The 26,315-nt window shown below is 63.6% G+C and carries 24 protein-coding genes; 9 read left to right on the top strand and 15 right to left on the bottom strand.

All coding sequences use genetic code 11. The features are described from left to right. The first annotated feature begins 52 nt into the window (after positions 1-52). The 5 genes from odhB (at position 53) to sucD (ending at position 5,231) form a co-directional block, all read left to right on the top strand. Positions 53-1,297 (top strand): 2-oxoglutarate dehydrogenase complex dihydrolipoyllysine-residue succinyltransferase, encoded by a 1,245-nt coding sequence (gene odhB / locus U6115_RS19295; RefSeq protein ID WP_043580478.1) that lies wholly within the window; start codon positions 53-55, stop codon positions 1,295-1,297. A 53-nt stretch (positions 1,298-1,350) separates the two neighbouring features. Further along, a complete protein-coding gene (locus U6115_RS19290; protein WP_043580479.1) occupies positions 1,351-1,536 on the top strand; it encodes a hypothetical protein in 186 nt (61 codons plus the stop codon). Positions 1,537-1,551: 15 nt separating this feature from the next. After that, positions 1,552-2,985, top strand: a complete 1,434-nt coding sequence (lpdA, locus tag U6115_RS19285; protein WP_043580481.1) for a dihydrolipoyl dehydrogenase — start codon at positions 1,552-1,554, stop codon at positions 2,983-2,985. Positions 2,986-3,146: 161 nt separating this feature from the next. Continuing rightward, on the top strand, positions 3,147-4,319 hold the full coding sequence (gene sucC, locus U6115_RS19280; protein ID WP_043580483.1) for an ADP-forming succinate--CoA ligase subunit beta: 1,173 nt from the start codon (positions 3,147-3,149) through the stop codon (positions 4,317-4,319). 27 nt (positions 4,320-4,346) lie between these two features. Further along, on the top strand, positions 4,347-5,231 hold the full coding sequence (gene sucD / locus U6115_RS19275; RefSeq protein WP_043580485.1) for a succinate--CoA ligase subunit alpha: 885 nt from the start codon (positions 4,347-4,349) through the stop codon (positions 5,229-5,231). A 109-nt stretch (positions 5,232-5,340) separates the two neighbouring features. Here sucD and U6115_RS19270 read toward each other — a convergent pair whose 3' ends face one another. Then, complete coding sequence (locus U6115_RS19270) at positions 5,341-5,985, bottom strand: TetR/AcrR family transcriptional regulator (protein ID WP_052258408.1); 645 nt, start codon at positions 5,983-5,985, stop codon at positions 5,341-5,343. A gap of 43 nt (positions 5,986-6,028) precedes the next feature. Further along, positions 6,029-7,534 (bottom strand): MFS transporter, encoded by a 1,506-nt coding sequence (locus tag U6115_RS19265; protein ID WP_043580487.1) that lies wholly within the window; start codon positions 7,532-7,534, stop codon positions 6,029-6,031. A gap of 87 nt (positions 7,535-7,621) precedes the next feature. Here U6115_RS19265 and U6115_RS19260 point away from each other — a divergent pair, with 87 nt between their 5' ends. From U6115_RS19260 to U6115_RS19245, 4 genes are all read left to right on the top strand, one after another. After that, positions 7,622-8,581 (top strand): LysR family transcriptional regulator, encoded by a 960-nt coding sequence (locus U6115_RS19260; protein ID WP_052258409.1) that lies wholly within the window; start codon positions 7,622-7,624, stop codon positions 8,579-8,581. A gap of 112 nt (positions 8,582-8,693) precedes the next feature. Beyond that, the gene (locus tag U6115_RS19255) at positions 8,694-10,580 is read left to right on the top strand and encodes a methyl-accepting chemotaxis protein (protein ID WP_047236503.1); all 1,887 of its coding nucleotides are present in this window, start codon (positions 8,694-8,696) and stop codon (positions 10,578-10,580) included. 308 nt (positions 10,581-10,888) lie between these two features. Next, positions 10,889-12,772, top strand: coding sequence for a methyl-accepting chemotaxis protein (locus tag U6115_RS19250; protein ID WP_043580604.1), 1,884 nt, complete (start codon positions 10,889-10,891; stop codon positions 12,770-12,772). Between the two features lie 162 nt (positions 12,773-12,934). Further along, positions 12,935-13,375, top strand: a complete 441-nt coding sequence (locus tag U6115_RS19245; RefSeq protein WP_043580490.1) for a hypothetical protein — start codon at positions 12,935-12,937, stop codon at positions 13,373-13,375. Positions 13,376-13,378: 3 nt separating this feature from the next. Here U6115_RS19245 and U6115_RS19240 read toward each other — a convergent pair whose 3' ends face one another. The 13 genes from U6115_RS19240 to hscA all read right to left on the bottom strand — a co-directional run bounded on the left by U6115_RS19240 (position 13,379) and on the right by hscA (position 26,307). After that, a complete protein-coding gene (locus tag U6115_RS19240) occupies positions 13,379-13,831 on the bottom strand; it encodes an LEA/WHy family protein (protein ID WP_043580492.1) in 453 nt (150 codons plus the stop codon). Positions 13,832-13,915: 84 nt separating this feature from the next. Further along, positions 13,916-14,191, bottom strand: a complete 276-nt coding sequence (locus U6115_RS19235) for a hypothetical protein (protein WP_043580494.1) — start codon at positions 14,189-14,191, stop codon at positions 13,916-13,918. Positions 14,192-14,316: 125 nt separating this feature from the next. Then, positions 14,317-14,931, bottom strand: coding sequence for a uridine kinase (udk, locus tag U6115_RS19230; protein ID WP_043580607.1), 615 nt, complete (start codon positions 14,929-14,931; stop codon positions 14,317-14,319). A 90-nt stretch (positions 14,932-15,021) separates the two neighbouring features. Then, positions 15,022-15,657 (bottom strand): glutathione S-transferase family protein, encoded by a 636-nt coding sequence (locus U6115_RS19225; RefSeq protein WP_043580495.1) that lies wholly within the window; start codon positions 15,655-15,657, stop codon positions 15,022-15,024. Between the two features lie 92 nt (positions 15,658-15,749). Further along, positions 15,750-17,012, bottom strand: a complete 1,263-nt coding sequence (locus U6115_RS19220; RefSeq protein ID WP_052258411.1) for an ATP-grasp domain-containing protein — start codon at positions 17,010-17,012, stop codon at positions 15,750-15,752. 118 nt (positions 17,013-17,130) lie between these two features. Beyond that, positions 17,131-18,708, bottom strand: a complete 1,578-nt coding sequence (locus U6115_RS19215; RefSeq protein ID WP_043580497.1) for an MBL fold metallo-hydrolase — start codon at positions 18,706-18,708, stop codon at positions 17,131-17,133. 110 nt (positions 18,709-18,818) lie between these two features. Next, positions 18,819-19,712, bottom strand: coding sequence for a DMT family transporter (locus tag U6115_RS19210; RefSeq protein ID WP_076098360.1), 894 nt, complete (start codon positions 19,710-19,712; stop codon positions 18,819-18,821). Between the two features lie 53 nt (positions 19,713-19,765). Next, entirely contained in the window at positions 19,766-20,884 is a 1,119-nt protein-coding gene (gene asd, locus U6115_RS19205) for an aspartate-semialdehyde dehydrogenase (protein WP_043580501.1), read from the bottom strand. A 163-nt stretch (positions 20,885-21,047) separates the two neighbouring features. Then, complete coding sequence (locus U6115_RS19200) at positions 21,048-22,079, bottom strand: fatty acid desaturase family protein (RefSeq protein WP_197465991.1); 1,032 nt, start codon at positions 22,077-22,079, stop codon at positions 21,048-21,050. Between the two features lie 215 nt (positions 22,080-22,294). Continuing rightward, the gene (locus tag U6115_RS19195) at positions 22,295-23,578 is read right to left on the bottom strand and encodes a type III PLP-dependent enzyme domain-containing protein (RefSeq protein WP_043580503.1); all 1,284 of its coding nucleotides are present in this window, start codon (positions 23,576-23,578) and stop codon (positions 22,295-22,297) included. 305 nt (positions 23,579-23,883) lie between these two features. Further along, complete coding sequence (gene iscX / locus U6115_RS19190) at positions 23,884-24,078, bottom strand: Fe-S cluster assembly protein IscX (RefSeq protein WP_043580506.1); 195 nt, start codon at positions 24,076-24,078, stop codon at positions 23,884-23,886. Positions 24,079-24,093: 15 nt separating this feature from the next. Beyond that, a complete protein-coding gene (gene fdx / locus U6115_RS19185; protein ID WP_043580509.1) occupies positions 24,094-24,435 on the bottom strand; it encodes an ISC system 2Fe-2S type ferredoxin in 342 nt (113 codons plus the stop codon). A gap of 12 nt (positions 24,436-24,447) precedes the next feature. Beyond that, positions 24,448-26,307, bottom strand: a complete 1,860-nt coding sequence (hscA, locus tag U6115_RS19180; protein ID WP_043580511.1) for a Fe-S protein assembly chaperone HscA — start codon at positions 26,305-26,307, stop codon at positions 24,448-24,450. Between the last annotated feature and the right edge of the window lie 8 nt (positions 26,308-26,315).

Genomic DNA, 26,315 nt, shown 5'->3' with positions numbered 1-26,315 from the left:
GCCAACGAGAAAGTCAGGGGCGGCCGGCCGCCGTCCCGCCATGGAGAAGAACATGCTGATTGAAGTCAAAGTCCCGCAACTGCCGGAATCCGTATCCGAAGCCACGCTGATGAGCTGGCACAAAAAGGTCGGCGAATTCGTCAAGCGCGACGAAAACCTGATCGACCTGGAAACCGACAAGGTGGTGCTGGAGCTGCCGGCCCCGCAAGCCGGCGTGCTGGTTGAGATCATCGAGCAGGACGGCGCCACCGTGGTGTCCGGCCAGCTGATCGCCAAGATCGACACCGCAGCCCAAGCCGGCGACGCCGCTCCTGCCCCGGCAGCCGCCGCTCCGGCAGCCGCGCCGGCTCCGGTTCAAGCTCCGGCCGCCGCGCCGGCGGCAGGCGCCGCCGCCATGCCGTCCGCCGCCAAGCTGGCCGCCGAAACCGGCGTGAACCTGGCGAATGTCGCCGGTTCCGGCCGCGACGGCCGCATCCTGAAGGAAGACGTGCAAGCCGCCGCCAAGCCGGCCGCCCCGTCGCAAGCCGGCCCGGTGTCCTCCGGCGCGGCGCTGTCGTCGACCCCGGCCGCCGTCAACATCGCCGGCATCCTGTCCGGCCGTCCGGAACAGAGCGTGCCGATGTCGCGCCTGCGCCAGCGCGTGGCCGAGCGCCTGGTGATGAGCCAGCAGACCAACGCCATCCTCACCACCTTCAATGAAGTGAACATGAAGCCGGTGATGGACCTGCGCAACAAGTACAAGGACAAGTTCGAGAAAGAGCACGGCATCAAGCTGGGCTTCATGGGCTTCTTCGTCAAGGCTGTGGTTTCGGCGTTGAAGAAGTACCCGATCGTCAACGCCTCCGTCGACGGCAACAACATCATCTACCACGGCTACTTCGACATCGGCGTGGCGGTAGGCAGCCCGCGCGGCCTGGTGGTGCCGGTGATCCGCAATGCCGACCAGCTGAGCCTGGCGGACATCGAGAAGCAGATCGCCGACTTCGGCAAGCGCGCCCAGGAAGGCAAGCTGACCGTGGAAGAGCTGACCGGCGGCACCTACACCATCTCCAACGGCGGCACCTTCGGTTCGATGATGTCCACCCCGATCATCAACCCGCCGCAATCGGCGATCCTGGGCATGCACGCCACCAAGGAGCGCGCCGTGGTTGAGAACGGTCAAGTCGTGGTGCGCCCGATGATGTATCTTGCCCAGTCCTACGACCACCGCATCATCGACGGCCGCGAAGCGGTGCTGTCCCTGGTGGCGATCAAGGACGCCATCGAAGATCCGGCCCGCCTGATCCTCGACCTGTAACGACAAGGGCCGGCGCGAGCCGGCCTGTCTGAATCTGCAAGAACGGAGCGAGAATGAATCTGCCTGACTGGTTTTACGGCGTGGCCTCGGTGCTGGCCGGCGTGGTGCTGCTCTTCCTGACCTGGAAGAAGCATCAGCGCGGCGTGCGTGAGGACAGCTACAGCCGGGTGGGCAAGATCGTCATCGCGCTGTTCATGATCGCTTTCGGGGCCTTGCTGTTCAAAGTCGGCAAGGCCTGATCCCAAGGGAATACCATGAGCCAACAGTTTGATGTGGTAGTGATCGGCGGCGGCCCAGGCGGTTACGTTGCCGCCATCCGCGCGGCCCAGCTGGGCTTCAGCGCCGCCTGCGTAGACGCGTTCAAAAACCCGGAAGGCAAGCCCAGCTTGGGCGGCACCTGCCTGAACGTAGGCTGCATTCCGTCCAAGGCGCTGCTGCAGTCGTCGGAAAACTTCCACGCGGTGCAGCATGATTTCGCCAAGCACGGCATCAGCGTGTCCGGCGCCAAGATGGATGTCGGCCAGATGCTGGCCCGCAAGACCGACATCATCACCAAGAACGCTTCGGGCATCAGCTTCCTGTTCAAGAAGAACAAGGTCGCCAACATCCACGGCCTGGCCGCCTTCAAGGGCCGCCAGGGCGACAAGTGGGTGATCGAAGTCACCGACAACGGCGCGGTGGTGGACACCCTGGAAGCCGGCCACGTGATCGTGGCCACCGGCTCCAGTCCGCGCGCGCTGCCGGGCCTGGCCACCGACAACCAGCTGGTGCTGGACAACGAGGGCGCGCTGGCGCTCTCCGCCGTGCCGAAGCGCCTGGGCGTGATCGGCGCCGGCGTGATCGGCCTGGAAATGGGCTCTGTCTGGAAGCGTTTAGGCGCTGAGGTGACCATTCTGGAAGCGATGCCGACCTTCCTGGCGGCCGCCGACCAGCAGATCGCCAAGGAAGCCTTCAAGACGCTGACCAAGGATACGGGCCTCGACATCAAGCTGGGCGTGAAGATCGGCGAAGTGAAGGCTGGCAAGAAGAGCGTCACCGTCAATTACGAATTGAACGGCGAAGCGGTGAAGGCCGAATTCGACAAGCTGATCGTCTCCATCGGCCGCGTGCCGAACACCCAGGGCCTGGGCGCCGAGACTGTTGGCCTGCAACTGGACGAGCGCGGCTTCGTCGCGGTGGACGAGCACTGCCACACCAATCTGCCCAATGTCTGGGCGATCGGCGACGTGGTGCGCGGCCCGATGCTGGCGCACAAGGCGTCGGAAGAGGGCGTGGCCGTGGCCGAGCGCATCGCCGGCCAGAAGCCGCATGTCGATTTCGGCGTGATTCCGTGGGTGATCTACACCTCGCCGGAAATCGCCTGGGTCGGCAAGACCGAAGAGCAGCTGAAGGCCGAGGGCGTCGAGTACAAGAAGGGCACCTCCGGCTTCGGCGCCAACGGCCGCGCGCTGGGCCTGGGCCAGGCGCAAGGCACGGTGAAGATCCTGGCCGACGCCAAGACCGACCGCATCCTGGGCCTGCACATGATCGGCCCGATGGTGTCCGAGCTGGTCAGCGAAGGCGTGGTGTCGATGGAGTTCAAGGCCGCCAGCGAAGACCTGGCGCGCATCGTCCACGCTCACCCGTCGTTGTCCGAAGTGATCCACGAAGCCGCGCTCGCCGCCGACAAGCGCGCGTTGCACGGTTGAGTGAACACGGGTCGTGTACAATGCGCACGACCCGACCGGTAACGGACCGTAGCTCCAGCCGGGGGGCTGGAGCGGTCCGAGCCAACCAAGGTTTGGCAAGCGATCAAGGAATAGAGGCAGAGGCGCATGCCCGCCATCATTTCCCCGAAAGGAAACCATAGATGAACCTGCATGAATACCAAGCGAAAGAGCTGCTGAGCCGTTACGGCCTGCCGGTGCAACAAGGCATTCTGGCCAAGTCGCCGGAAGAAGCGGCTGCCGCTTACGACAAGCTGGGCGGCAAATTCGCCGTCGTCAAGGCCCAGGTGCACGCCGGCGGCCGCGGCAAGGCCGGTGGCGTCAAAGTGGTGAAGAGCCGCGAAGAAGCCGCCGAAGTCGCCAAGACCCTGATCGGCACCAACCTGGTGACCTACCAGACCGACGCCGCCGGCCAGCCGGTGAACAGCGTTCTGGTCTGCGAAGACATGTACCCGGTGCAGCGCGAACTGTACCTGGGCGCCGTGGTGGACCGCGGCAGCCAGCGCGTCGTGTTCATGGTTTCCACCGAAGGCGGCGTGGAAATCGAGAAGGTGGCTGAAGAAACCCCGGAAAAGATCATCAAGATCGAAGTGGACCCGCTGGTCGGCATGCAGCCGTTCCAGGCGCGCGACGCCGCGTTCGCGCTTGGCCTGTCCGGCGCGCAAGTCGCCGCGTTCTCCAAGCTGATGCTGGGCTCCTACCAGGCCTTCGTCGAAAACGACTTCGCCCTGTTCGAAGTGAACCCGCTGGCGCTGCGCGAAAACGGCGAGCTGGCCTGCGTCGACGGCAAGATCAACCTGGACTCCAACGCCCTGTACCGCCACCCGGAACTGCTGGCCCAGCGCGACAAGAGCCAGGAGAACGAGCGCGAAGTGAAGGCTTCCGAGTTCGACCTGAACTACGTGGCCCTGGAAGGCAATATCGGCTGCATGGTGAACGGCGCCGGCCTGGCGATGGCCACCATGGACATCATCAAGCTGAAGGGCGGCCAGCCGGCCAACTTCCTGGACGTGGGCGGCGGCGCCACCAAAGAGCGCGTGATCGAAGCGTTCAAGCTGATCCTGGCCGACACCTCGGTGCAAGGCGTGCTGATCAACATCTTCGGCGGCATCGTCCGCTGCGACATGATCGCCGAAGCGATCATCGCCGCCGTGAAGGAAGTGAACGTGACCGTGCCGGTGGTGGTGCGTCTGGAAGGCAACAACGCCGAGCTGGGCGCCAAGATCCTGGACGAATCCGGCCTGAAACTGACTTCCGCCCAGGGTCTGAACGACGCTGCCGAGAAGATCGTCGCCGCCGTCAAGGCCGTGGCCTGAGACCCGCACTGAGCTGAGGAATACAAAATGAGCGTATTGGTAAACAAAGACACCAAAGTGCTGGTGCAAGGCTTCACCGGCAAGAACGGCACCTTCCACGCCGAACAGGCGCTGAAGGTCGGCACCAAGGTCGTAGGCGGCGTGACCCCGGGCAAGGGCGGTTCCGAGCACCTGGGCCTGCCGGTGTTCAACACCATGAAGGACGCCGTGCGTCAGACCCAGGCCGACGCCTCGGTGATCTACGTGCCCGCAGCCTTCGCCAAGGATTCCATCCTGGAAGCCATCGACAGCGGCGTGAAGCTGATCGTCTGCATCACCGAAGGCGTGCCGACTCTGGACATGCTGTACGTGAAGAAGGCCGTCGACGAAGCCGGCATCCGCCTGATCGGCCCGAACTGCCCCGGCATCATCACCCCGGGCGAGTGCAAGATCGGCATCATGCCGTGGCACATCCACAACCCGGGCCGCATCGGCATCGTGTCCCGCTCCGGCACCCTGACCTACGAAGCCGTGGCGCAAACCACCGCGCTGGGCCTGGGCCAGTCCACCTGCATCGGCATCGGCGGCGACCCGATCCCGGGCACCAGCCACATCGACGCCTTGCGCCTGTTCCAGGATGATCCGGACACCGACGCCATCGTGATGATCGGCGAAATCGGCGGTTCCGCCGAGGAAGAAGCGGCCGAGTTCGCCAAGTCCTACGTGACCAAGCCGGTAGTCGGCTACATCGCCGGCGTCACCGCGCCGAAGGGCAAGCGCATGGGCCACGCCGGCGCCATCATCTCCGGCGGCAAGGGCACGGCGGAAGAGAAGTTCAAGGCTTTCGAGAAGGCCGGCATCGCCTACACCCGCAGCCCGGCCGAAATCGGCAAAACCATGTTCGAACTGCTTAAAGCTAAAGGCATGATCTAAGCCCGGTTTTCCTGGCCTGAGCGAAAACACCCCGCGAGCGATCGCGGGGTGTTTTTTTATTGGCTACGCCGTAGCGCCGTGGCGCGGGTTTACCGGCGGCGAGGCCGTGTCAGGCGAAGCGCGCGCAGGCGCGCTCGAACGGCGACTGGAAGCGCGGGCTGACGTAGGGCGTCAGCAGATACATCAGGCTGCGGCAGCCGGACTGGATCAGTTTTTCCAGCTCGGCCGGGCTGGCGTTCTGCTTGATGGTGTTGATCCAGCCGGTCTGCACCATCTGGAAATGCTGGACCAGGTGCTGCAGCTGGCTGTCGTCGCCTTGCAGCATGCCCTGTTCGCGCAGGCGGGCGAACAGCTGGGCCAGCTTGTCGCTGAGCTGGCCACGCGAAATCTGCTGGTGGTTCTCGGCCAGCGTCGGGTTGACGCAAAACAGGCTGGGCAGGCTTTGCGGCAGGAAGCGGAAGCTCCAGATGTGGCGCAGCGTCTTTTCCATCGCGCCCACCATCGCCTCTATCGAGTTGCAATGGTTGATGGCGGCGGACAGTTGTTCACCCATGCCTTTCACGTAGCGCTGGTACAGCTCATTGACTATCTCTTCCTTGTTGCGGAAGTGGTAGTAGAGCTTGCCGGTGCTGATGTTCATCCGCTCGGCGATGTGGTTGGTGGTGATCACCCGCTCGCCCTCCTGGTTGAACAGCTGCAGGCTGGCTTCGATGATCTTGTCAAAGGTCGGCGATTGGCTGCCGCTTTTACGCATGATGATTCTTCCTGATGACACGGACACAGTCGGGAGCCGGCGCTCACATCCGCTTGCGCAGGCAGGCGATGGCAGCGGCCAGGCCCAGCGCGATGCCGCTTTCCAGCCGGAAAAAGTCCAGGCAGGACAGCAGCGTGGCCTGCCGGGCGAGTTCGCCGGCCAGCACTCCCAAGCGTTGAGTATCGCTCAATTCGGGCATCAATTGTCGCATTTGATGCAAAACCTCGACAAACTGTGGCGTATTCCAAGAAAAATTCTCGCCCAGCCGGCTGTAGTGCAGCGCGTTGCGCGCCTGCAGGAACACGGTGGCCAGCGCCACGCCGGCGGAGATGGACACCTGGCGCACGATGTTCTTGGTTTGATACGCGTGGCCGAAGGCGGCCGGCGCGATGTCGCGGAACGCGCGTTGCGCGGTGGCCATGATGAACAGCGACATGAAGCCGCCGTTGAGCAGCAGCGTCAATGTCAGCCGCAGCTGGCTGGCTTCGGCGTTCAGCGCGCTCATCCGCCAGCCGTACAGCGCCAGCAACAGGCAGCCGCACAGCATGGCGGCGGCGAGGCTGGGCGGGCGGCGCGAGCGCAGCAGGACGGCGTACAGCAGGGACGCGGCCATGCCGGCGAAGAAGCTGACGGCCAGCAGCGCGCCGCTGGTCGGCACGTCGAAGCCCAGCGCCTGGATGGCCACCGCCGGCAGGATGTAGCTATTGGCCGAAACCAGCAGGTAGCAGCAGGCGTAGCAAAACAGACCCAGCAGGTAGCCCGGCTGCTTCAGCGCCCGCCAGCGCTCGCGGTCGCTGGCGCCGCCGGGATGGCGCAGGCGCAGGGCGGCGCAGCAAGCCAGCGCGGCCGCCAGCAAACCCAGCAGCCATTGCGGATGGCCGAACAGCTGGTAGGGCAGTTGCTGGATCAGCCACTGCAGCAGAAAGGCCGCAGCCACCAGCCAGATGAAAGCCGCGGGGTGATAGCGCGGCGCTTGCGGCGCCGGCGGGCGCAGGGGCAGTTGCCGCGCCGCCCACCAGGCGGCCGGCAGGCAGGGCAGGATGGCCCAGAAGATGCCGCGCCAGCTGCCGGCGCGCAATATCATGCCGCCCAGCAGCGGCCCCAGCGCCGAGCCGAGCAATAGCGCCTGGCCGAAGGCCACCAGCCCGGCCGCGCGCCAGGCCGGCGGCAGCTGGGCAGCCTCCAGCCTGGCGGCGGTGAAGAAGGCCGCGCCGCCCAGGCCCTGCACTGCCCGCCCGGCGATGAAGGCGGCCGGAGTCTGGGCATTGGCGGCCAGGAGCGCGCCCAGGCCGAACAGCAGCAGGGAGATTTGCAGATGGCGGCGCGAGCCCAAGCGCTCGACGCACCATTGGTGGTTGAACAGCGCCACCACCGCGCACAGCGCGTAAGCCATGGCCGCCAGGCTGAACTCCTCCGGCCCGGCGCCGACGCCGCCCATCACGTGGGAGGAGGCGAAATTGAGCATGCCGTTCTGCAGGAATTCCAGCCAGGCGATCAGCATGATGGCGAGCAGCCGCGGCAGCGGGCGGGCGGAGGGGGCTTGGGACATGAAGGCGAATCCGGCGATGGGGATGCGCCCAGTGTAGAAAGCCCGATTTATTTAATAAAATCGATGTTTTTCATCTAAAATATTACTGTGAATAATATTGATGCGGTCCAGCTGCGCAAGCTGGACCTGAACAGCCTGGTGGCGCTGCATGCGCTGCTCAGCACCCGCAGCGTCAGCCAAAGCGCCGAGCGGCTATGCCTGGGCCAGCCGGCGGTCAGCCACATCCTCAAGCGTCTGCGCGCGCTGACCGGCGACGAACTGTTGTGCCGACATGGCCGGCGCATGGAGCTGACGCCGCTGGCGGAGGCCTTGCTGCCGCCGCTGGAGGCTTGGCTGGAGCAGGGGCAGCGGCTGTTGCGGCCGCAGGTTTTCGATCCGGCCGCGCTGCGGGCCGAATACCGGCTGGCGATGCCCGATTTGCTGGAGGCGGCCTTGCTGCCGGCGCTGATCGTCGCCCTGCAGGGGCAGGCGCCGGGATTGAGCCTGCAAGTGGTGGCGATGCCGGCCGGCGAGGTGGAAGACGCGCTGGAGCGGCGGCGGATAGACGGCGCGATAGGCTATTTTCCGCATGCCTCCGCGCGGCTGGGCCGGCAGGCGCTGTTCGTCAGCCGCTTCGTCTGTTTCTACCACGCCGCGCAAATCCGGATGCCGCAGACGCTGCGGGCCGAAGACTTGGCGCGGCCGCCGCACATCCATACTTCCTACGCCGGCGACAGCGCCAGCTTGGTGGATGATTATCTGAGCGGGCAGGGGCTGAAGCGGCGGGTGATCGCCTCCACCGCCAGCCTGTTGGCGATTCCGGCCGTCCTGGCGCAGCTGCCGGCGGTGGCGGTGCTGCCGGACCTGATCGCCGGGGTGTTGCGCAGGGGAGACAACGGCCTGGCCGCGCAGCGGCTGGCCGACGCCGAATTGCAGATCGGCATCGAGCACTTGTGGCATCCGCGCCGCAATGCCGATCCGCTGCAAAACTTCTTCAACGCGCTGGTGCGGGATCAATCCGCGCGGCTGGCCGAGCGCTGGCAGCAATCATTCGGCGATATTTTCTGAGTAATTTGATTTAAAGACCGCAATATTATTTAAATATAATGTTATTTTTAACGATGCATGTTGTTGGCTATGACGGATAATAGCCCTTTTATCAGCATCGGCTAATCATCTTATGCGCTCCATCCGACACAAGCTCATCTTGCTGACGGCGGTTTCCATCCTGGTCGCCACCCTAAGCGTCGCCATCATCGCCTGCCTGAATATCCGCAACCACGCTTACGACGAAGCCAAGCGCGAAGTCACCCAGGTGCTGCAACTGCAGGGCGGACTGGTATCGGAATGGCTGGGCGTGCGCAAAAGCCTGATCAGCGCCAGCCTGTCGAAGGCCGGCGATCCGCAGGCCAGCTACTATCTGCAACAGATCGCCAAGGGCGGCGGCTTCAACATCATCTACGCCGGCCATGGCGACAGCGGCGAGATGTTCTACTCTGTGCCGGGCCGGGTGAAGCCGAGCGCCGACTATCAGCCGGCGCAGCGCCCCTGGTATCAGCAGGCCAAGGCGCAGGGCGGGCTGATCGTCACCGATCCGTATAAGGATTCCGAGCCGGAAACCAAGGACAAGCTGGTGATCACCATCGCCGACAAGGCGCAGGGCCAGGAGATCGTGGTCGGCGGCGACATCCTGATCGACAAGCTGGTGAAGTCGGTGCTGGACATCAAGCTGGCCGGCGACGGCCATGCCTTCCTGCTGACCCGCCAGGGCAAGGTGATCGCCTATCCGAAGCCGGGCCAGGAGTTGAAGCCGGTGAGCGAGCTGATCCCGGCGCTGGACGACAACCGCTTCCAGCAATTGGTGGCCAGCGGCGATGTGACGCCGATGGAGATCGATGGCAAGACCTTCCTGGTGGACCTGCGCCAGGTGGAAGGCACCGATTGGGTGCTGGGCGTGGCCGCCGACGAAGACGCGGTGCTGGCGCCGGTGACCCAACTGATCTGGCTGATCGCCGGCGGCGTGGCGGTGGTGCTGCTGGTGCTGGTGGCGCTGAGCTCCGGCTACCTGACCCGCCTGCTGCGCGGCCTGATCCAGGTGCGCGACGCGATGCGTGAAATCTCGCAGGGCGAAGGCGACCTGACCCGCCGCATCGAGGTGCATGGCGAAGACGAAGTGGCGCAGACCGCCGAGGCCTTCAACCAGTTCGTCGGCCGCCTCAACGGCATGTTCCGCGAACTGCGCGGCGAGGCCGAGCAACTGGCGCACGGCGTGATCGAAGTGGGCGGCGCGGTGAAGCAGGTGGCCAACGATTCGCACCGGCTGGCCGACATCTCCAGCTCCAATGCCGCGGCGATCGAGGAAGTGACCGTCAGCATCTCGCACATCGCCGAAGCGACGCGCGAAACCGACACGCTGGCGCGCAACACCGGCGAGCATTCGCGCGAGAGCGCCGGCGACATGCAGCGCATCAGCAGCGAAATGGAGCAGACCAGCCAGGCGGTGGGCGAGCTGTCCGGCCTGCTGGCGTCGCTGGAGCAGCGTTCGCAGGAGATATCCAAAATCACCAATGTGATCAGCGACATCGCCGACCAGACCAATCTGCTGGCCTTGAACGCGGCGATCGAAGCGGCGCGCGCCGGCGAGCAGGGCCGCGGCTTCGCGGTGGTGGCCGACGAGGTGCGCAAGTTGGCCGAGCGCACCGGCAAGGCGACGGTGGAAATCAGCCAAATGGTGGAGAACATTCTGTCCGAAACCGGCAAGGCGGTGGGCAATATGCAGCGCACCGTGTCGGCAGTGGATACCAGCGTGGACCTGACCAGCCAGGCGCGCGGCCGCCTGATCGCCATCAGCGACGCGATGCAGCAGGTGATAGACAAGATCGGCGACGTCGCCTTGTCCACCAGCGAGCAGCACAACGCCACCACCGCGATGGCGCAAAGCACCGAATCCATCAATAACCAGATACTGGATTCCGACTCGGCGCTGCAAGGCGCGATGCAGACGCTGGAAGCGTTGAATCAGCTGGCGCGCAGCATGCAGGGCGCGTTTGGCCGCTTCAAGCTATAAAGACCAGGCAGGCGGATTTGCCGCGCCGGCTGTGGCCGGTGTGGCGAAAATGCCATGTCGGGTCACTATTATTGGTATGACAATCAGGCTGTTCGAGTATTTGTGTTTTAATCTATCGCGGTATTTGTAAGCGTTGTTTACAATCCCTCGGTCTAAAAACGCCAACTCGCCAAACGACAGTCTATCAAGCTCCAGGCATGGACTTGGCCCCCAGCGATGCGTGGGCGGTTTGCTGCGAAAAGGGCCTGGCGCACCGGCCCTGTTTCGCGCGCAGCGGGTTGGCAACAGTCGATGAGAAGCTGATTGCCATGAAATCCATCCGTAGCAAGATCGCCCTGCTGCTGGCGCTGGCCATCCTGGTGGCTACCTGCAGCACCGCCGTCAGCGCCTATTACAAATTCCGCGACAGCCTGTCCGACAGCGTGGATACCCAACTGGACCTGGCCATCACCGGCCAGCAGCGCTTCGTGTCGGCCTGGCTGGAACAGCGCCGGCAGATCATCTCCAGCGCCTTGCGCCACGGCAACGAAGCCGATCCCACTCTCTATCTGCAGCAGCTGGCCGAGGCCGGCGGCTACACCCAGCTCTTCGTCGGCGACGGCGACACCAAGGGCATGGTCTACTCCATTCCCGGCAAGCAAAAGCCGACGCCGGAGTACGATCCCGCTTCACGCGGCTGGTTCAAGATGGCCAAGGCCAGCGGCCAGACCATAGTCACCGCGCCTTACCAGCCGGCCAGCGCGTCGATCAAGGATCTGGTGATCACCATCGCCCAGGCGCTGCCGGGCGGCAACAAGGTGGTCGGCGGCGACATCGCCATCGGCCAGTTGGTGAAGTCGGTGCTGTCGGTATCGCTGCCGGGCAACGGCTTCGTGTTCCTGATGGGCAAGGATGGCAAGCTGATCGCCTACCCGAAGGCCGACACCGCGCTCAAGCCGCTGTCCGACCTGATGCCCGGCATGGACGCCGACCGCATCGGCAGCCTGCTGGACAAGCAGCAACTGGCGACGGTCGAGCTGGAGGGGAGCAGCCGGTTGCTGCGCCTCAGCTCGGTGGCCGGCAGCGACTGGGTGCTGGGCGTGGTGGTGGACCGCGAATTGCTGGACGCGCCGCTGCGCCAGATGATGGTGGACATGCTGCTGGCGCTGCTGGCGGTGCTGGCGCTGACCCAGCTGCTGGCCGGCGCCTATCTGCGCCGCCTGCTCAAGGGCCTGCTGCAGGTGCGCGACGCCTTGCGCGAGATCGCCCAGGGCGAAGGCGACCTGACCCGCCGCATCGAAGCGGCCGGCGACGACGAAGTGGCGCAAATGGCCGAAGCCTTCAACCAGTTCGTCGGCCGCCTGAACCGCCTGTTCCGCGAATTGCGCAGCGAGGCGGTGCAGCTGGCCGACGGCGTGATCGCGGTCGGCGGCGACGTGGAGCGGCTGGCTGAGGATTCCCACACGCTGGCCGACATTTCCAGCTCCAACGCGGCGGCGATCGAGCAGGTGACGGTGAGCATCTCGCACATCGCCGACGCCACCCGCGAAACCGACGAACTGGCGCGCGACACCGGCGCCAACTCCCAGGCCAGCGCCGAGGAGCTGCAGCGCATCAGCGGCGCGATGGCGCGCACCAGCCAGTCGGTGGGCGAACTGTCCGGCCTGCTGGCGTCGCTGGAGCAACGCTCGCAGGAGATCTCCAAGATCACCGGCGTGATCAGCGACATCGCCGACCAGACCAATCTGCTGGCCTTGAACGCGGCGATCGAAGCGGCGCGCGCCGGCGAGCAGGGCCGCGGCTTCGCGGTGGTGGCCGACGAAGTGCGCAAGCTGGCCGAGCGCACCGGCTCGGCGACGGTGGAGATCGGCAAGATGGTGGAAAACATCCTGTCCGAAACCGGCAAGGCGGTGGGCAATATGAACAGCACCATCGGCGCGGTGGACAGCAGCGCCGCGCAGACCGAGGCGGCGCGCGAGCGGCTGGTGGACATCACCCGCGCGATGCGGCAGGTGGTGGAGAAGATCGGCGACGTGGCGCTGTCCACCGGCGAGCAGCATAACGCCACCACCGCGATGGCGCAGAGCACCGAATCCATCAACAACAAGATTCTGGATTCCGACGCCGCGCTGCAAAGCGCGCAGCAGACGCTGAAAACCCTGGACGGCGTGGCGCGCAGCATGCAGGAGGCCTTCAGCCGCTTCAAGCTGTAAGCGCTTGCCGATGTCTTGCCCAACCCCGCTGCCGTCAGGCGCGGGGTTTGGTTTTGGGCGGCGCCGTCGACGCCGGCGGCAGCGATGGCGGATTGCCGGCGCTGGCGTTTTCGCGCAACAGACGTGACAATGGCCGAATCTGCTAATCAGACGAGGCAAACGATGAAGAAGCTGTGCTTACCGCTGCTGGCTTTGCTGGCGGCCGGCTGCTCGATGATTCCCACCCAGCAGGGCTATGCGCAAAAGGTGTACCGCTGGCAAGGCCGCGACGTCAACGAACTGCTGGCCGAGTGGGGCGCGCCCAGCAACAGCCTGAAGATGCCCAACGGCAACACGCTGTATACCTATGTGAAGGAAAGCACCCAGCAGCAGCCGCTGACCCAGAACACCCGCTACGAGCCCGGCACCAAGCTGAGCGTGACCGACAGCAACGGCCAGACCAAGGTGGTGGAAACCCCGGGCCGTTGGGTCAGCGACGGCGTCAGCGGCGGCGGCACCATTCACTACAAGTGCACCACCAATTTCGTGGTGGACAAGAAAACCCAGGAAGTGCTGAGCGTCAGCTTCGACGGCAACGACTGCGTGGCGTTGCCGCGCCAGTGAGGTTTAGCGGCCCAGGGCTGGCAGCTTCCATTCGCCCTTGTTGTCGAAGGGCAGGGTGGCCAGGCCGTTCAGGCCTTGCAGCTCGCCGCGGATTTGGTAATCCAGCTTGCCGTCGGGCAGCTTTTGCCAGTTGGCGAGCTGACGGATCCAGGCGGCCAGCGAGGTGTGAACCTGCAGCGGCACCAGGCTCTCGCCCTGGGCCGGCACGCTGAAGGCCTGGTTGCTGGCGCCGCCGCCCAGTTTTTCGCCGCCCAGCATCAGTTCGAAATTCAGCCCGCTGGCGCTGAGCGGTATCGGATTGGGGTTGCGGATGCGCAGGGTTACGGTGAAGTTCTGTTCGAATAGCGTGCTGTTGCCGGGTTCGATATTGCTGAGGCCGACTTGCGGCTTCTTCAGGCCCAGCGAGCCGCAGCCGGCCAGCAGCAACATCAGCAGGGTGGTGGCGATCCATTTCATGGCGGTATGTCCATCTTGAATGAGGCGATGCCGCATTTTACCGGCGCGGCGTGTGATTCTGTGTAAACGAAGTGTGCCGGATTGTCAGGCGGCATGCGCCCAAAAGAAACAGGCCATCTTGCGATGGCCTGTTTCTTTTGGGGCTTGGCGCGGCGAAAAAGCCTCGTCGGCGTCTTGGCCGGCGCGAGCCGCGAGCGGCGATGGCGGAAGATCGGCTTCCAGATTCCAGTCTTGATCCAGTTCGGCCCATAGCGCCTGTTTTTGCGATTGGCGCTGGCCGGAGCGGCTGCGGCCGTGGGCGCCGCCCTTTTTCAGGATGGCGGCGCAAGCCAGCGGATTGCGCGGTTTGATGGTGTGCATGTTTGTCTCGGTGTGGAAGCGCCGGATGGCGCGAGCGGCGATTGTCCGCCTGCGCGGCCCGCGGCGTCAATCGGGCAAGCAAAAAGCCGCCCTTGGGCGGCTTCATGGCTTGGCGCGCGGGGCCGTCACACCATCAGGCTGGCGACCTTGGTGGTGATGATGTCCACCGCCGGATCATTGGCGCCGTGCGGCAGGATCACGTCGGCGAAGCGCTTGGTCGGCTCGATGAACTGGTTGTGCATCGGGCGCACGGTAGACAGGTATTGCTCGATCACGTTTTCCATGGTGCGGCCGCGCTCGGCGATGTCGCGTTTCAGGCGGCGGATGAAGCGCACGTCGGAATCGGTGTCGACGAAGATCTTCAGCGACATCATTTCGCGCAGCGCGGCGTCGTACAGCGGGAACAAGCCTTCGATCACGATCACCGGCGCCGGCTGCACGGTGATGGTCTGGTCGGAGCGGGTGTGGTTGGCGAAGTCGTACACCGGCATCTCGATGGCGCGGCCGTTGCGCAGATCGTCGATGTGCGAGATCAAGAGCGGCCAGTCGAAGGCTTGCGGATGGTCGTAGTTGGTGCCGAGCCGCTGTTCGAAGGTCAGGTGGCTCTGGTCGCGATAGTAGTAATCCTGGATGATCACCGCCGCCATCTCGGAACCAATGGTTTCCAGCACCTTGTTGGTAACCGTGGTTTTGCCGCTGCCGCTGCCTCCGGCCACGCCAATGATGAAGGGGGTGCTCATGTCGGATTCCTCGGTGTAATGAAAAAATAAAAAACGCGCCATTCTAATGACTTATGGCGCGTTGTTCCACTCGATTTGCGACAGAATTGACTAAGCTTGCCGCTGCCTTTCCTGGCGGGCAGCCCGATACCATTCCTGCATGGCGGGCAGCGACAGGATATGGCGGACGTAGGCCTGCGATACCGGCGGCAGCTTGACGTTGTAGGTTTCGAAGCAGGTGCAGATCGGCGCGAAAAACGCGTCGGCGATGGAAAAGCGGCCGAACAGGAATTCGCCGTCAGCCACATGCCGCTGTCTATGCTCTTCCCAGAGCGACACGACGCGCGCGATGTCCGATTCCACCGCGGGCGAAGTTTCGTAGTCTATTTGCCTGAGCGAGATGTCCATCGACAAGGAATGCCGCAAAGCGGCGAATCCGGAGTGGATTTCCGCCATGATGGACCGGGCGACGGCGCGCAGCTTGCCGTCGTCCGGCCATAAGCCGGCGGCGGGAAAACATTCTGCCAGGTATTCGCAGATCGCCAGCGAGTCCCAGACCCGCAGCTTGTCGTCGACCAGCACCGGCACCTTGCCGGCGGGGTTGGCGGCGAGAATGCGGGCCTTGCTGTCGGATAGGTAAAGATCGATCTGCTGTTCCTTGAACGGTTCGTCCAGCATTTTCAGCACCAGCCAGGGGCGCAGCGACCAGGGCGAGAAGTTCTTGTTGCCTATGACCAGCGTGAACATGTCCACCTCCGCAGGGCTATCCGGCCATTTGACGCCAATTCCCGGGCGGGAGCAAGAGGCGCGCCGGGCGGCCCCTTGCGCCAGATCATCGCCTAGGCAAACTGCAGATGCCGCGCGAGCAGATGCTGAATGTGCTGGTAGTCGGCCTGCAGCGTGGCCTGGTCGTCCGCGGCGAGGTGGACGATGCCCAGCGAGCTGCTCAGATCTATCGTTTTCGCCAGCGTATCGCCTACCTTGGGTTTCAGGTTGTAGTTCACCACGCTGGCGATCCGCGACAAATGTTCCGGGAAGTCGAATGCCGTCACGACGCCGGCCTGGCTGGACGACAGGAACAGCTGCAGCCCATGCTTGCGGATCTGGTAGCGCTGGCCGATGCGCTGCAGGAAGGCGTCCGGCCGCAGATAGCTTTCCAGGGTCAGCGTGATCTGGTCATGGCTCAGGCAAAGCTGGTTGAATTCCGGATCGACGCCGCCGCTGATGCGGGAAGCCACTTCCACCAGCACCGGCCCGTCCGGCGTGATGATGACCTCGGCGTGGGCGGGGCCATAGCGGATATCCAGCGCGTCCAGCACCGTGAAGACGTAGTCGCGCAGCAGCGCGTATTCTGCCGAGCCGCTGTCGATCAAGTGGTTTTTGTCGTAGATGTAGGCATAGCCGGAGATCCGGGTCTTTTCGGCAAACCAGATATCCGTTATCAGGTGCCGGCCGTCGCGGCTGACGGTGTTGACCATGTACTCCTTGCCTTGCAGGAAGCTTTGCACCAAGACCGCCTGGTTGATCAGGCCCATATTGTTCTCGGCGCCCATCACTTGATCGAAGGCGTGGGCCAGTTCCTGTTCGGAATGGCAGAAGAACACCCCGTTGGTGCCCGCGCTGTCCAGCGGTTTGAGCACCAGCGGCCATTGCTGGCCGCGGGAAAACGCCAGCGCCTCGTCTAGGCTGGCGGTGCGGCAATACGATGGCACCTTGACGCCGGCGGCGGACAGGACATCCGCCATGACGGATTTGTCGCGCCGCGCCAGGCTTTTCGCGATGCCGTTGCTGCGCAGCTGGAAGCGATGGCTGAGCTGGTCCGCCAGCAGCACTCCGGGTTCCACGCCCGGCAGAATCTCCTGCAGTTCCGCATCCAGTTCCTGCGCCAGCTCCTCGATGCGCCGCGCGGTGGCGGCGAGGTCGCCGTGATGGATCAAGGCCGCATCGTAACGATCCAGCTCGGTGAGCTTCAGCCGCGGCAGCGGTTGGGGGGTGCCGAGCAGGTGCGCGCACAGATAGCCCTGCTGCTGCAAGTAGTGGCGGAAGTGGCGGGCGGGGCCATAGGCATCCACGATAATGACGAGTTTGTTGCGTTGAGGCATGGGCAACTCCTTATTGTTTTGTGGAAGTGCGGAAGCGTTTCCGTCGCGGCCGCGCAAAGCGTCCGTCAGCGAGCCAGGCCCGACCGGGCCCGGCGGGCCGCCGTGGCAGGTGAGGCCGTCAGGAGAACAGCCACTCGTCCTTGCCGAACAGGCGGCGTGAGTGCAGCCCGTTCTGCTGGTTTTGCCGGATGAAACGGTCCGACTCGATGATTTGCAGTGCTTCCGGGGAGTAATTGATGTTCATGATGTAGTTCAGCCAGGGCTCCTCTCCCATGGAGTAAACGTAGGCATGCTTGGCGCCTATGCTTTCGATGAGCGCGCTGGCTTTGGCGCAGTCGGAGCCGGACAGCGTGCGGCTGCGGGTGGCTTCCTTGTCATAGCCGCGGGTGATCAGCGGCCCGTACAGCCAGTGGATCGGGCCGCCGTCGCACTCCATGCCGATGAAGACGACTTCTATCTCGCCCAGCTTGCGGAACGAGCGGCGGTAGACATCGCCGTCGAAATTGTTCAAGTCCGCGCCGGCGAAGTAGGAGCGGCCATGCAGGCGGACGTTGTAAACCAGCTTGGTCTGGATATCCAGTTCGGCGTGCTCGCCGATGAACGGTATGGCGGTAATTTCGCCATGCGGCAGCGGCACCTGGTCCATTTCCTCCAGTTCGATCACATTGGCGAAGCCCATGTGCTGCAGGATGCGCTTCAGCGACGGATCGACCAGGTCGCCGCGGTTGTTGCGCGGCACCACGATGTTCTTCACGCGGTGGCGGATCTTGAGCAAGGTCTCGATGGAGAAATGGTCCTGGTGGGCATGCGTGATCAGCACGTAGTCGATCTGATCCGGCAGGTCGCTGTAAGTGAAGCGCTCGATCTCGGCCGGGTAGTCATAACTGATCAGCGGGTCGATCAGGATGGCGGTGTCCTTGCTCTCGATCAGCAAGCAGGCGTGGCCGTAATAGCGCACTCGCACGCCTTCGCCGTCGTAGCGCTTGTGGCGGGTGGCGATCGGCTCGGTGCTGAAAAAGCGCAGCAAGGAGTCCAGCTGGGAGGGATCGAGCTGCAGCTGGTCCAGCAGCGTCTGCCGCTCAATGCCGTGCTGGGTGGAGCGCTGGATGTCGTCGATGATGGACGAGGCGAACGGCAGCGGCAGAACGAGATTGTCCGCGGTTGACAGCACCGGCGTGCCGAGGATGAAAGGACGCCGGTCGGAGTGGATCTGGGAGAGGGCGATCGCCTGCGGCTGGGTGGAGTAATAGTCTTGCCACACCAGTGATTCGTAAAATTTCAGGCCAGGCTGGAAGTCGAGGTTGTATACCAGCTCCAGCAGGCCTTTGACCGCCGGCTGCAGCGAGTCGTACAGCGGCTCCAGGGTTTTCCCGGCGGGCTCCAGCACTTTTTGCGACGCGTCTTCGATGCCCTCCGCCAGCGCGATCAGGTCCTGGCATTCGTCCAGGGTCTTGTTCAGCAAGCGCTCCACATCGCGGGCAAAGGAGCCATCCAGCTGCACGACTGGGCCGCCTTCGAATTTCTGGTTCTTGACCTGGGGCTTGCTGCCGGTTTCGACAAAGCGCTGCATGATGCGCAGATGGCGGTTTTTGATGTGCATGGAGGCGGTCAGCGGGCTCATCAGATGCGACCATGCGTGCCAGTTCCACAGCAAGGGTTCGAGGATGGTATTGGGCTTCAAATACAATTTCGACATTTACGGCATCCTTTGCGACGATAAGAGAATCATCCGGGGCCGCCGAGCCCGCATCGTCTTGACACTGCGGTCTGGCGAGTCGCCTGGTTTGCGCCAGGCGTTCGGAACGGTCAGTTTTTCTGCATGGCCCAATAGGTGCCCAACGATACGAGCAGCCAGGTGGCCAGCGCGGCGCCGATGGCGGCGGCGGAAAGGGCGGCGATATTGCCATACAGTTGCATCAATACCACCAGCACCGGCATCAGCGGCGAGATGATGGCGACGCGCAGCGGATCCAGCTTTTTCAATGCGATCTGCAGCAGGATCAACGGCACCACCACGAATACCAGCGTGGTTTGCAGGATGGAAACCGCCAGATCCTGATTGAGCGCCACCTGATGGCTGGAGAAGCCTATGACGCCGGAAATCAGGATGGTGAAGTAAAAACGCATGCACATCACATCGATGATGCCGAAAGCATTCGACATGATTCTTTTGGTCAGGATGTTGTTGACCGAGGTGGCGATGCCGGAGAGCACGCAGCACAGCAGCGAGAGCGCGATTTGCTGGTGAGGCGTGCCAGGGATGCTGTTTTCGCCTTGCCAACTGCGGTAGGAAAGGAAAACGATCACCGCGAACAGGGCCAGGCTGGTGACCACCAGCTTGTCCGGCGAGCGCTGTTTGAGAAACAGGCGGGTAATCAGGGCGGTAGCCAACGGATTGATGCCGAGAATCATGGTGGCGACCAAGGTGGGCTGCAGATAGGTGAGCGGGTAGATCATCAAGCCCCAGCTGGCGAAGCTGCTCAGATTGATGGCCAGCACCGGGCCCTGCACGCGTTTTTCGCGGATGCGGCGCCAGAGGGATCCGAGATGGCGCGCGTTGTAGGACAGGAAAATGGCTGTCGCCAGCGCGAAAGTGAAAAAGCAGACGATGAAAGGACTCAGCCGCTGGCTGACTTCGCCGGTCAACAGCATCGAAAAGGCGGTAACCAGGCACCATCCGTAAGCAGCGAGGTATCCCATGAAGATAATGCTTCCTTAAGCGGGCGGCGCGGCAGGCGCCGCCCTGGTTGTCATCACGCGCGGCCGAGGAGGATGTTCAGCATGCGGCGCAGCGGCTCCGCTGCGCCCCACAGCAGCTGGTCGCCGACGGTGAGCACCGAATAGATAGGCTCTTGTCCAAGCGACATTTTCTTGTAGCGGCCGATGCCCACCTTGAGCGAACCGCTGATCGCGGCAGGGGTCAGCTGCGTGACGCTCTGCTGCTTGTTATTGGGCACGTAGCTGACGAACGGATGCGCGTCCTTCACCAGCGCGGCGAATTCCTGTTCATTGACCTCGCGCTTCAACTTCATGGTGATGGCCGCGCTGTGGCAGCGGATCACGCCGACGCGCACGCACAGGCCGTTGACCGGAATCGTGCCGGGCGCCAGGCCGAGAATCTTGTTGGTCTCCACCTCGCCCTTCCATTCCTCGCGGCTATTGCCGTCGCCAAGATCGCTGTCGATCCAGGGGATGATGCTGCCCATCAGCGGCGCTCCCAGCGCTTCGGTCGGGAGCTCCGGGCTGGAGATCAGTTCGCAGACGCGTTTGACCAGCGGCAGAATCGAATCCTGCTTCGTCAGGCCTTCCTGCTCCAGGCGAGAGCTGATGTAGCCGCTCTGGGCGATCAACTCGCGGACCTGTTTGGCGCCGGCGCCGGAGGCGGATTGATAGGTCATCAGGCTCATCCATTCGATCAAGTCGGCCTTGATCAGGCCGGCAAGGCCCATCAGGCTCAGCGTGATCGAACAGTTGCCGCCGACAAACAGTTTGAGGCCATCTTGAATGGCTTGGTCAATCTGCGGACGGTTGACCGGGTCGAGGATGATGCAGGAGTCTTTGTCCATGCGCAGCGCCGAGGCGGCGTCGATCCAGTAGCCTTGCCAGCCGCTGGCCTTGAGCTCCGGGTAGATTGCCTTGGTGTAGTCGCCGCCCTGGCAGGTGATGATGATGTCCATTTCCGCCAGCGATCGGATATCGTTGGCGTCCTTCAGCAGGTGGGTGGCGCCATGGATGGCGGGACCCGCGGCGCCGGCGTTGGATGTGCTGAAAAAGTGAGGATCAATGCCATGGAAATCGTTCTCTTCCTGCATGCGTTGCAGCAGGACCGAGCCGACCATGCCTCGCCAACCGACCAAACCAACTTTCTTCATGAGCCTGTTTCCATTCAAGTTAGGGTGTTGCGAATTATTCAACTCAACTTCTTATACCTCAGCACCCGATCGACTGTCATTAGTCATCGGGCGCCGGGCAAAGTTATTTATAAGAAATATTCATTGAGCCGAGTTGCATGATCGGCAACGCTAACCATCATCCTCATCTGGCCATGCAAGTCGCGTCGTAGCGGTGGCTGATTCGTCCGCGGATCACATCGCAATAAAACGCGAAGTACGAGGTTTCCACGACTTGCAATTGCGGCTTGATCAGCGCGTTCAGCTTTTTGACGTTGCACATGGGCACGCCTTGGTGAAAGTGGTGGGCGGTGTGGGTGTGGTTGCCGTTCACGTACCAGGCGATGATGGGGTTGGTGCGGATGGTGCGGGTGTTTTCCAGCACATCGGGCGCGGTTTGGGTATTCAGCCCGTAGTGTTCGGGCATCTCGATCATGAAGTGGGCGCCTTCGGCGATGATCAGCGTCGGCAGCCACCAGGCCAGGGCGAATAGCCAGGTGTGGAAATGCAGCGAGGCGATCACGCTGGCAACGAAGGCCAGCGCGTAGATCAGATACTCCTGCTTGATGTGGCGTTGGGCTTCCTCTTTGGCGACCCCGGCTATCGGCTTGCCGGTCAGGGCGGCGGCCAGGATGTTGAATACGCGCTTGTAACGGTTCAAGTCGAAGAAGGCGATGGCGAAGCCGGTCAGCGAGTTGAGATCATTGAAGCGGTAGTCGAAGTGCTCCAGATTGCGTTCCGTGCCAAGGTAGGCATGGTGGCGCAGATGGTCGTAGCGGTAGTGCGAATGGGAGCTGAACATGAATACGCCGGCGAGAGCGCCGAACAGACGGTTGAGCTTCACCGACTTGAAGGCGTGGCAGTGCAGGCATTCGTGCTGCAGCTCGATCAGGTGGGCGTAAATCAGGCCGTTCAGGAAAAAGCCGCCAACCGCCGCCAGTATCGAAACGGTGGTGACGGGTGTGGTCAGCGCGTACCAGACGCCGTACCAGCCCAAGGCGATCAGGGCGAAGGCGAACAGGATTTTGGCGGTGAACAGGGCGGGGCGCTTAACGAAGTATTCGCGCGGCAGGTTGCGGCGCAAATCCTGGCCCTTGACCGGCGCGAGCTGCACATCGGTGCTGCCTTCCAAATCGCCGGCCAGAAGATCGTATGCGGTCGTATTCGTCGTACTCACATTTGCTCCTAAAGTGACAGCGTTTCCTGAACCTGAACTCTCCGCGAGGGAGTGGGGGAAACTGAGTTGGGCCATGCAAAACTAAGTTGCGGGTGTGAAACCGGATCCGCCGGGCAACAGTCTCCCCGCCGCCGGCGATGCCTGGCTTGCCGGCGGCTCATAGGCAAGCTTGGCGCTTGCCTGGAAAGGGAGGGGTTGTTGGCGGCTGGGCGGGCTCAACGCTCCAGAGGCAGGTCGCGCTCGTTCTGCGTCATCTGCTCCAGGGTCTGGCGTTCCCGAATCTTGTGATAACTGCCTTTGCCGGCGCGGCAGACCTCGGCGGCCTCAGGATAGGAGTTGAAATTCTTCACGCTCATGCTGGCGGCGTAGCCGCCGGTGCGTTCCACCACCAGATAGTCGTTGATTTCCGCGCGGGCCAGCGGCACCGGCGTGAAATCTTCCGTATTGCCCGCTACCGGCGTCAGGCTGTCTCCGGCGATGCAGCAGTGGCCGCAGACCATCTGCGGAGTGACGTCATGGGTTCCCAGCGAGCCATCCTTCTTGACCACGACCAATGGGTGCAGCGCGCCGTAGTAAGACGGGCGCATCAGTTCGGTGAGGCCGCCGTCAATCTTGATGAAGCGATAGCCATCGCCGCCGGTGTTGACCACGTCGATGACCCGGGTGATCAGTGAGCCGGCCAATGCCATGGCGAAGGTGCCGGGCTCCATTTCCAGATGCAGTTGGCGTCCGGTTTCGCGGTGGAACTGCTCCAGCGAAGCGCTGATGCGAGCGCCTACCGCGTGGTGATCGTATTGGGGGTCGCTGTTCAGCGCGGTGACCTTGTAGCCGCCGCCCAGGTTCAGATGGGTGACGCCAGGCGCGCGGGCGCATAGTTCCAGCGCGCGATTGACCGTTTTTTCCAGGATGCCGGAATCATGGCCGGAGCCGATGTGCAGGTGGATGCGCTTGATGGAAAGGGAATAACGCTCGGCCAGCGCGAGGGCTTCGTCAAACTGGGCGTACCACAGGCCGAAGCTGGAGTGGTCGCCTCCGCTGGTGAGCTTCTTGACCAGGCCGGAGCCAAAGCCCGGATTGATGCGCAGGGAAACCTGGCCGCCCGGGAATTTCTCGCCGTAAGCGCGCAGCTGCTGCAGCGAGCCGGCATCGAATTCCATCCCCGCTTCGCACAGTTCTTCCCAGCCTGCGGACACCTCCTGCGCCGTGATCAGGATTTTGCTCGCATCAATGCCGGCATTGACGCAGCGGCGGGCTTCCCACACCGAGCTGACATCGAACGAGGCGCCCAGCCGGTTGAAATAGGCCAGGATGGCGCGAGTCGGATTGGCCTTTACGGAATAGCGCACGGTAAGGCCGTACGGCGCCGGTATTTGGCTGAAGTAGTCGTAGTTTCTCTTGATGGTGTCCAGATCGTACACAAAAAGAGGCGTGCCATAGCGTTCTGCCAGATGAGGGATTTCTTCCGGCGACAAGAATTTCAATGCTTCAACTGTTTCCACAGAGGTTCTCCGCTTGCGTCACTATGAATTTGTCATTTTAGACAATGTTTGACATTGGTCAATCCAAATTAATATTTATTTTGGATTTTTTAGAGAGCGGATTCGGCGCGCAGGAGCGGAGCGCGAGCGCTGACGCTGCCGGAGGGCGGGGCGGGAGTCGGCTGACAGGAGAAACTTGGGTTGGTGGCGTGGCTGCGGCGCGCTGCGCGATGCGGAAAGGGGAGTGTCGAGCGGGAAGGGAAGGCGCCGGCGCGAGCTATGGCTGGGGCGGGGAGCGCCGCTCGCGGCCGGTCAGGAGGATGGGATTATTCCGCCTCGTCTATCCAGGCTTGCTGGATGGCTTCCAGCACGCGTTCTCCGCCGCGGCTGTGGTCGTCATCGAAACCGGGCAGCTCCACCACCCAGTTGTGCAGGTCGACGAAGCGGACGGTTTTCGGGTCCACTTCCGGATGGGCATCGGCCAGCTCGATGGCGATGTCGTTGACGTCGGTCCATTTCATTGCGCGTCTCCTGGCTCAGTGATGTTCGCGGGCGTGGTTGATGGTGTAGCGCGGAATCTCGATCACCAGGTCCTCGTCGGCGACGATGGCCTGGCAGGACAGGCGCGACTGGGCTTCCAGGCCCCAGGCCTTGTCCAGCAAGTCTTCTTCCAGTTCGTCGGCCTCGTTCAGCGAGTTGCCGCCTTCGCGCACGATGCAGTGGCAGGTGGTGCAGGCGCAGGACATCTCACAGGCGTGCTCGATCTCGATGTCGTGGGCCAGCAGCACGTCGCAGATGCTCTGGCCGGTTTCGGCGTTGTCTATCACGGCGCCTTCCGGGCATAGGTCGGCGTGGGGCAGTACGATGATGCGCGGCATGGGGGCGTATCCTTACAAATCGGTAATCTTGTGGCCCTTCAGCGCGCGCTGGATATTGCGGTCCATGCGGCGGGCGGCGAAGGTTTCGGTGGCGTGGTTGAGCGCGGCGGTGGCCTCGTTGATGCGGCGGGTCACATTGCCGGCGATCGCCTGGGCGATGGCGGCGACCGCGGTTTCCACCTCGGCGCGCTCGGCGTCGGAGAGCAGGTCGCCGTCGGCGGCCAGCGCGTTGCGGGTGGCTTCCGCCAGGCTGTCGGCGTCGACGATGGCTTCGCGCAGCTTGCGCGCTTCGATGTCTTCCTGCACATGGCTCATCGATTCGGTCAGCATGCGGCTGATCTCGTCGTCGGACAGGCCGTAGGACGGCTTGACCTCGATGCTGGCCTCCACGCCGGAGGTTTGCTCGCGCGCGGTGACGGCCAAGAGGCCGTCGGCGTCCACCTGGAAAGTGATGCGGATGCGCGCGGCGCCCGCCACCATCGGCGGAATGCCGCTGAGCACGAATTTGGCCAGGCTGCGGCAGTCGGACACCAGTTCGCGCTCGCCCTGCAGCACGTGGATCGACATCGCGGTCTGGCCGTCCTTGAAGGTGGTGAAGTCCTGCGCGCGCGCCACCGGGATGGTGCTGTTGCGCGGGATGATCTTTTCGGTGAGGCCGCCCATGGTCTCGATGCCCAGCGACAGCGGCAGCACGTCGAGCAGCAGCCACTCGTCGTCCTGCTTGTTGCCGGCCAGCACATTGGCCTGGATGGCGGCGCCCAGCGCGACAACCTTGTCCGGGTCCAGATTGGTCAGCGGCGCGCGGCCGAAGAAGTCGGCGACGGCTTTTTGCACGTGCGGCATGCGGGTGGCGCCGCCCACCATCACCACGCCTTGAATGTCTTCGGGCGTGATCTTGGCGTCGCGCAGCGCCTTGCGCACCGGCAGCAGCGTCTTGTCCACCAGCGTTTTGGTGATGGCGTGCAAGGTGGCTTGGTCCAGTTCCAGATCCAGCGTCTGGCCGTCGGACAGTATCGCGGTGATGCGGGTGCCGGCGTGGTCGGTCAGCGCTTCCTTGGCTTCGCGGGCGCGGGTGTGCAGCAGGCGCATGTCGTGAGCGGACAGGCCGGACAGGCCGGCGCTTTCCAGCACCCAGCAGAACACGCGGTGGTCGAAGTCGTCGCCGCCCAGCGCGGAGTCGCCGCTGGTGGCCAGCACTTCGAACACGCCGCGGCTGAGCTTGAGAATGGACACGTCCAGCGTGCCGCCGCCCAAGTCGTACACCACATAAGTCCCTTCGCTGCCGTTGTCCAGGCCGTAGGCGATGGCGGCGGCGGTCGGTTCGTTCAACAGGCGCAACACGTTGAGGCCGGCCAGGCGGGCCGCGTCCTTGGTGGCCTGGCGCTGGGCGTCGTCGAAATAGGCGGGCACGGTGATCACCGCGCCGGTCAGCTCGCCGGCGAGGCTCGCTTCGGCGCGGACCTTCAGCGCGCGCAGGATGTCGGCCGACACTTCCACCGGGCTCTTCACGCCGGCGCGGGTGTGCAGTTGCACCATGCCGGGGGCGTCGACGAAGCGGTAGGGCAGGCTGCCGGCGTCTTTCAGGTCGGACAGGCCGCGGCCCATGAAGCGTTTGACCGAGACGATGGTGTTGTGCGGATCGCGGTTTTGTTCGCGCTGCGCCTCGTAGCCCACTTCCGGCTCGCCTTCGTCGACGTAGCGCACCACCGACGGCAGCAGGCTGCAGCCGTGCTCGTCCGGCAGCACGACGGCGGAGCCGCTTTTTACGGTGGCGACCAGCGAGTTGGTGGTGCCCAGGTCTATGCCCACGGCCAGACGGTGTTGGTGGGGAGCGGCGGAGAGGCCGGGTTCGGCGATTTGCAGTAGAGCCATGTCGTGGT

The sequence above is a fragment of the Chromobacterium subtsugae genome, assembly GCF_035919665.1.
Classification (GTDB): Bacteria; Pseudomonadota; Gammaproteobacteria; order Burkholderiales; family Chromobacteriaceae; genus Chromobacterium; species Chromobacterium subtsugae.
This window is presented reverse-complemented; position numbering and strand designations above follow the sequence as displayed.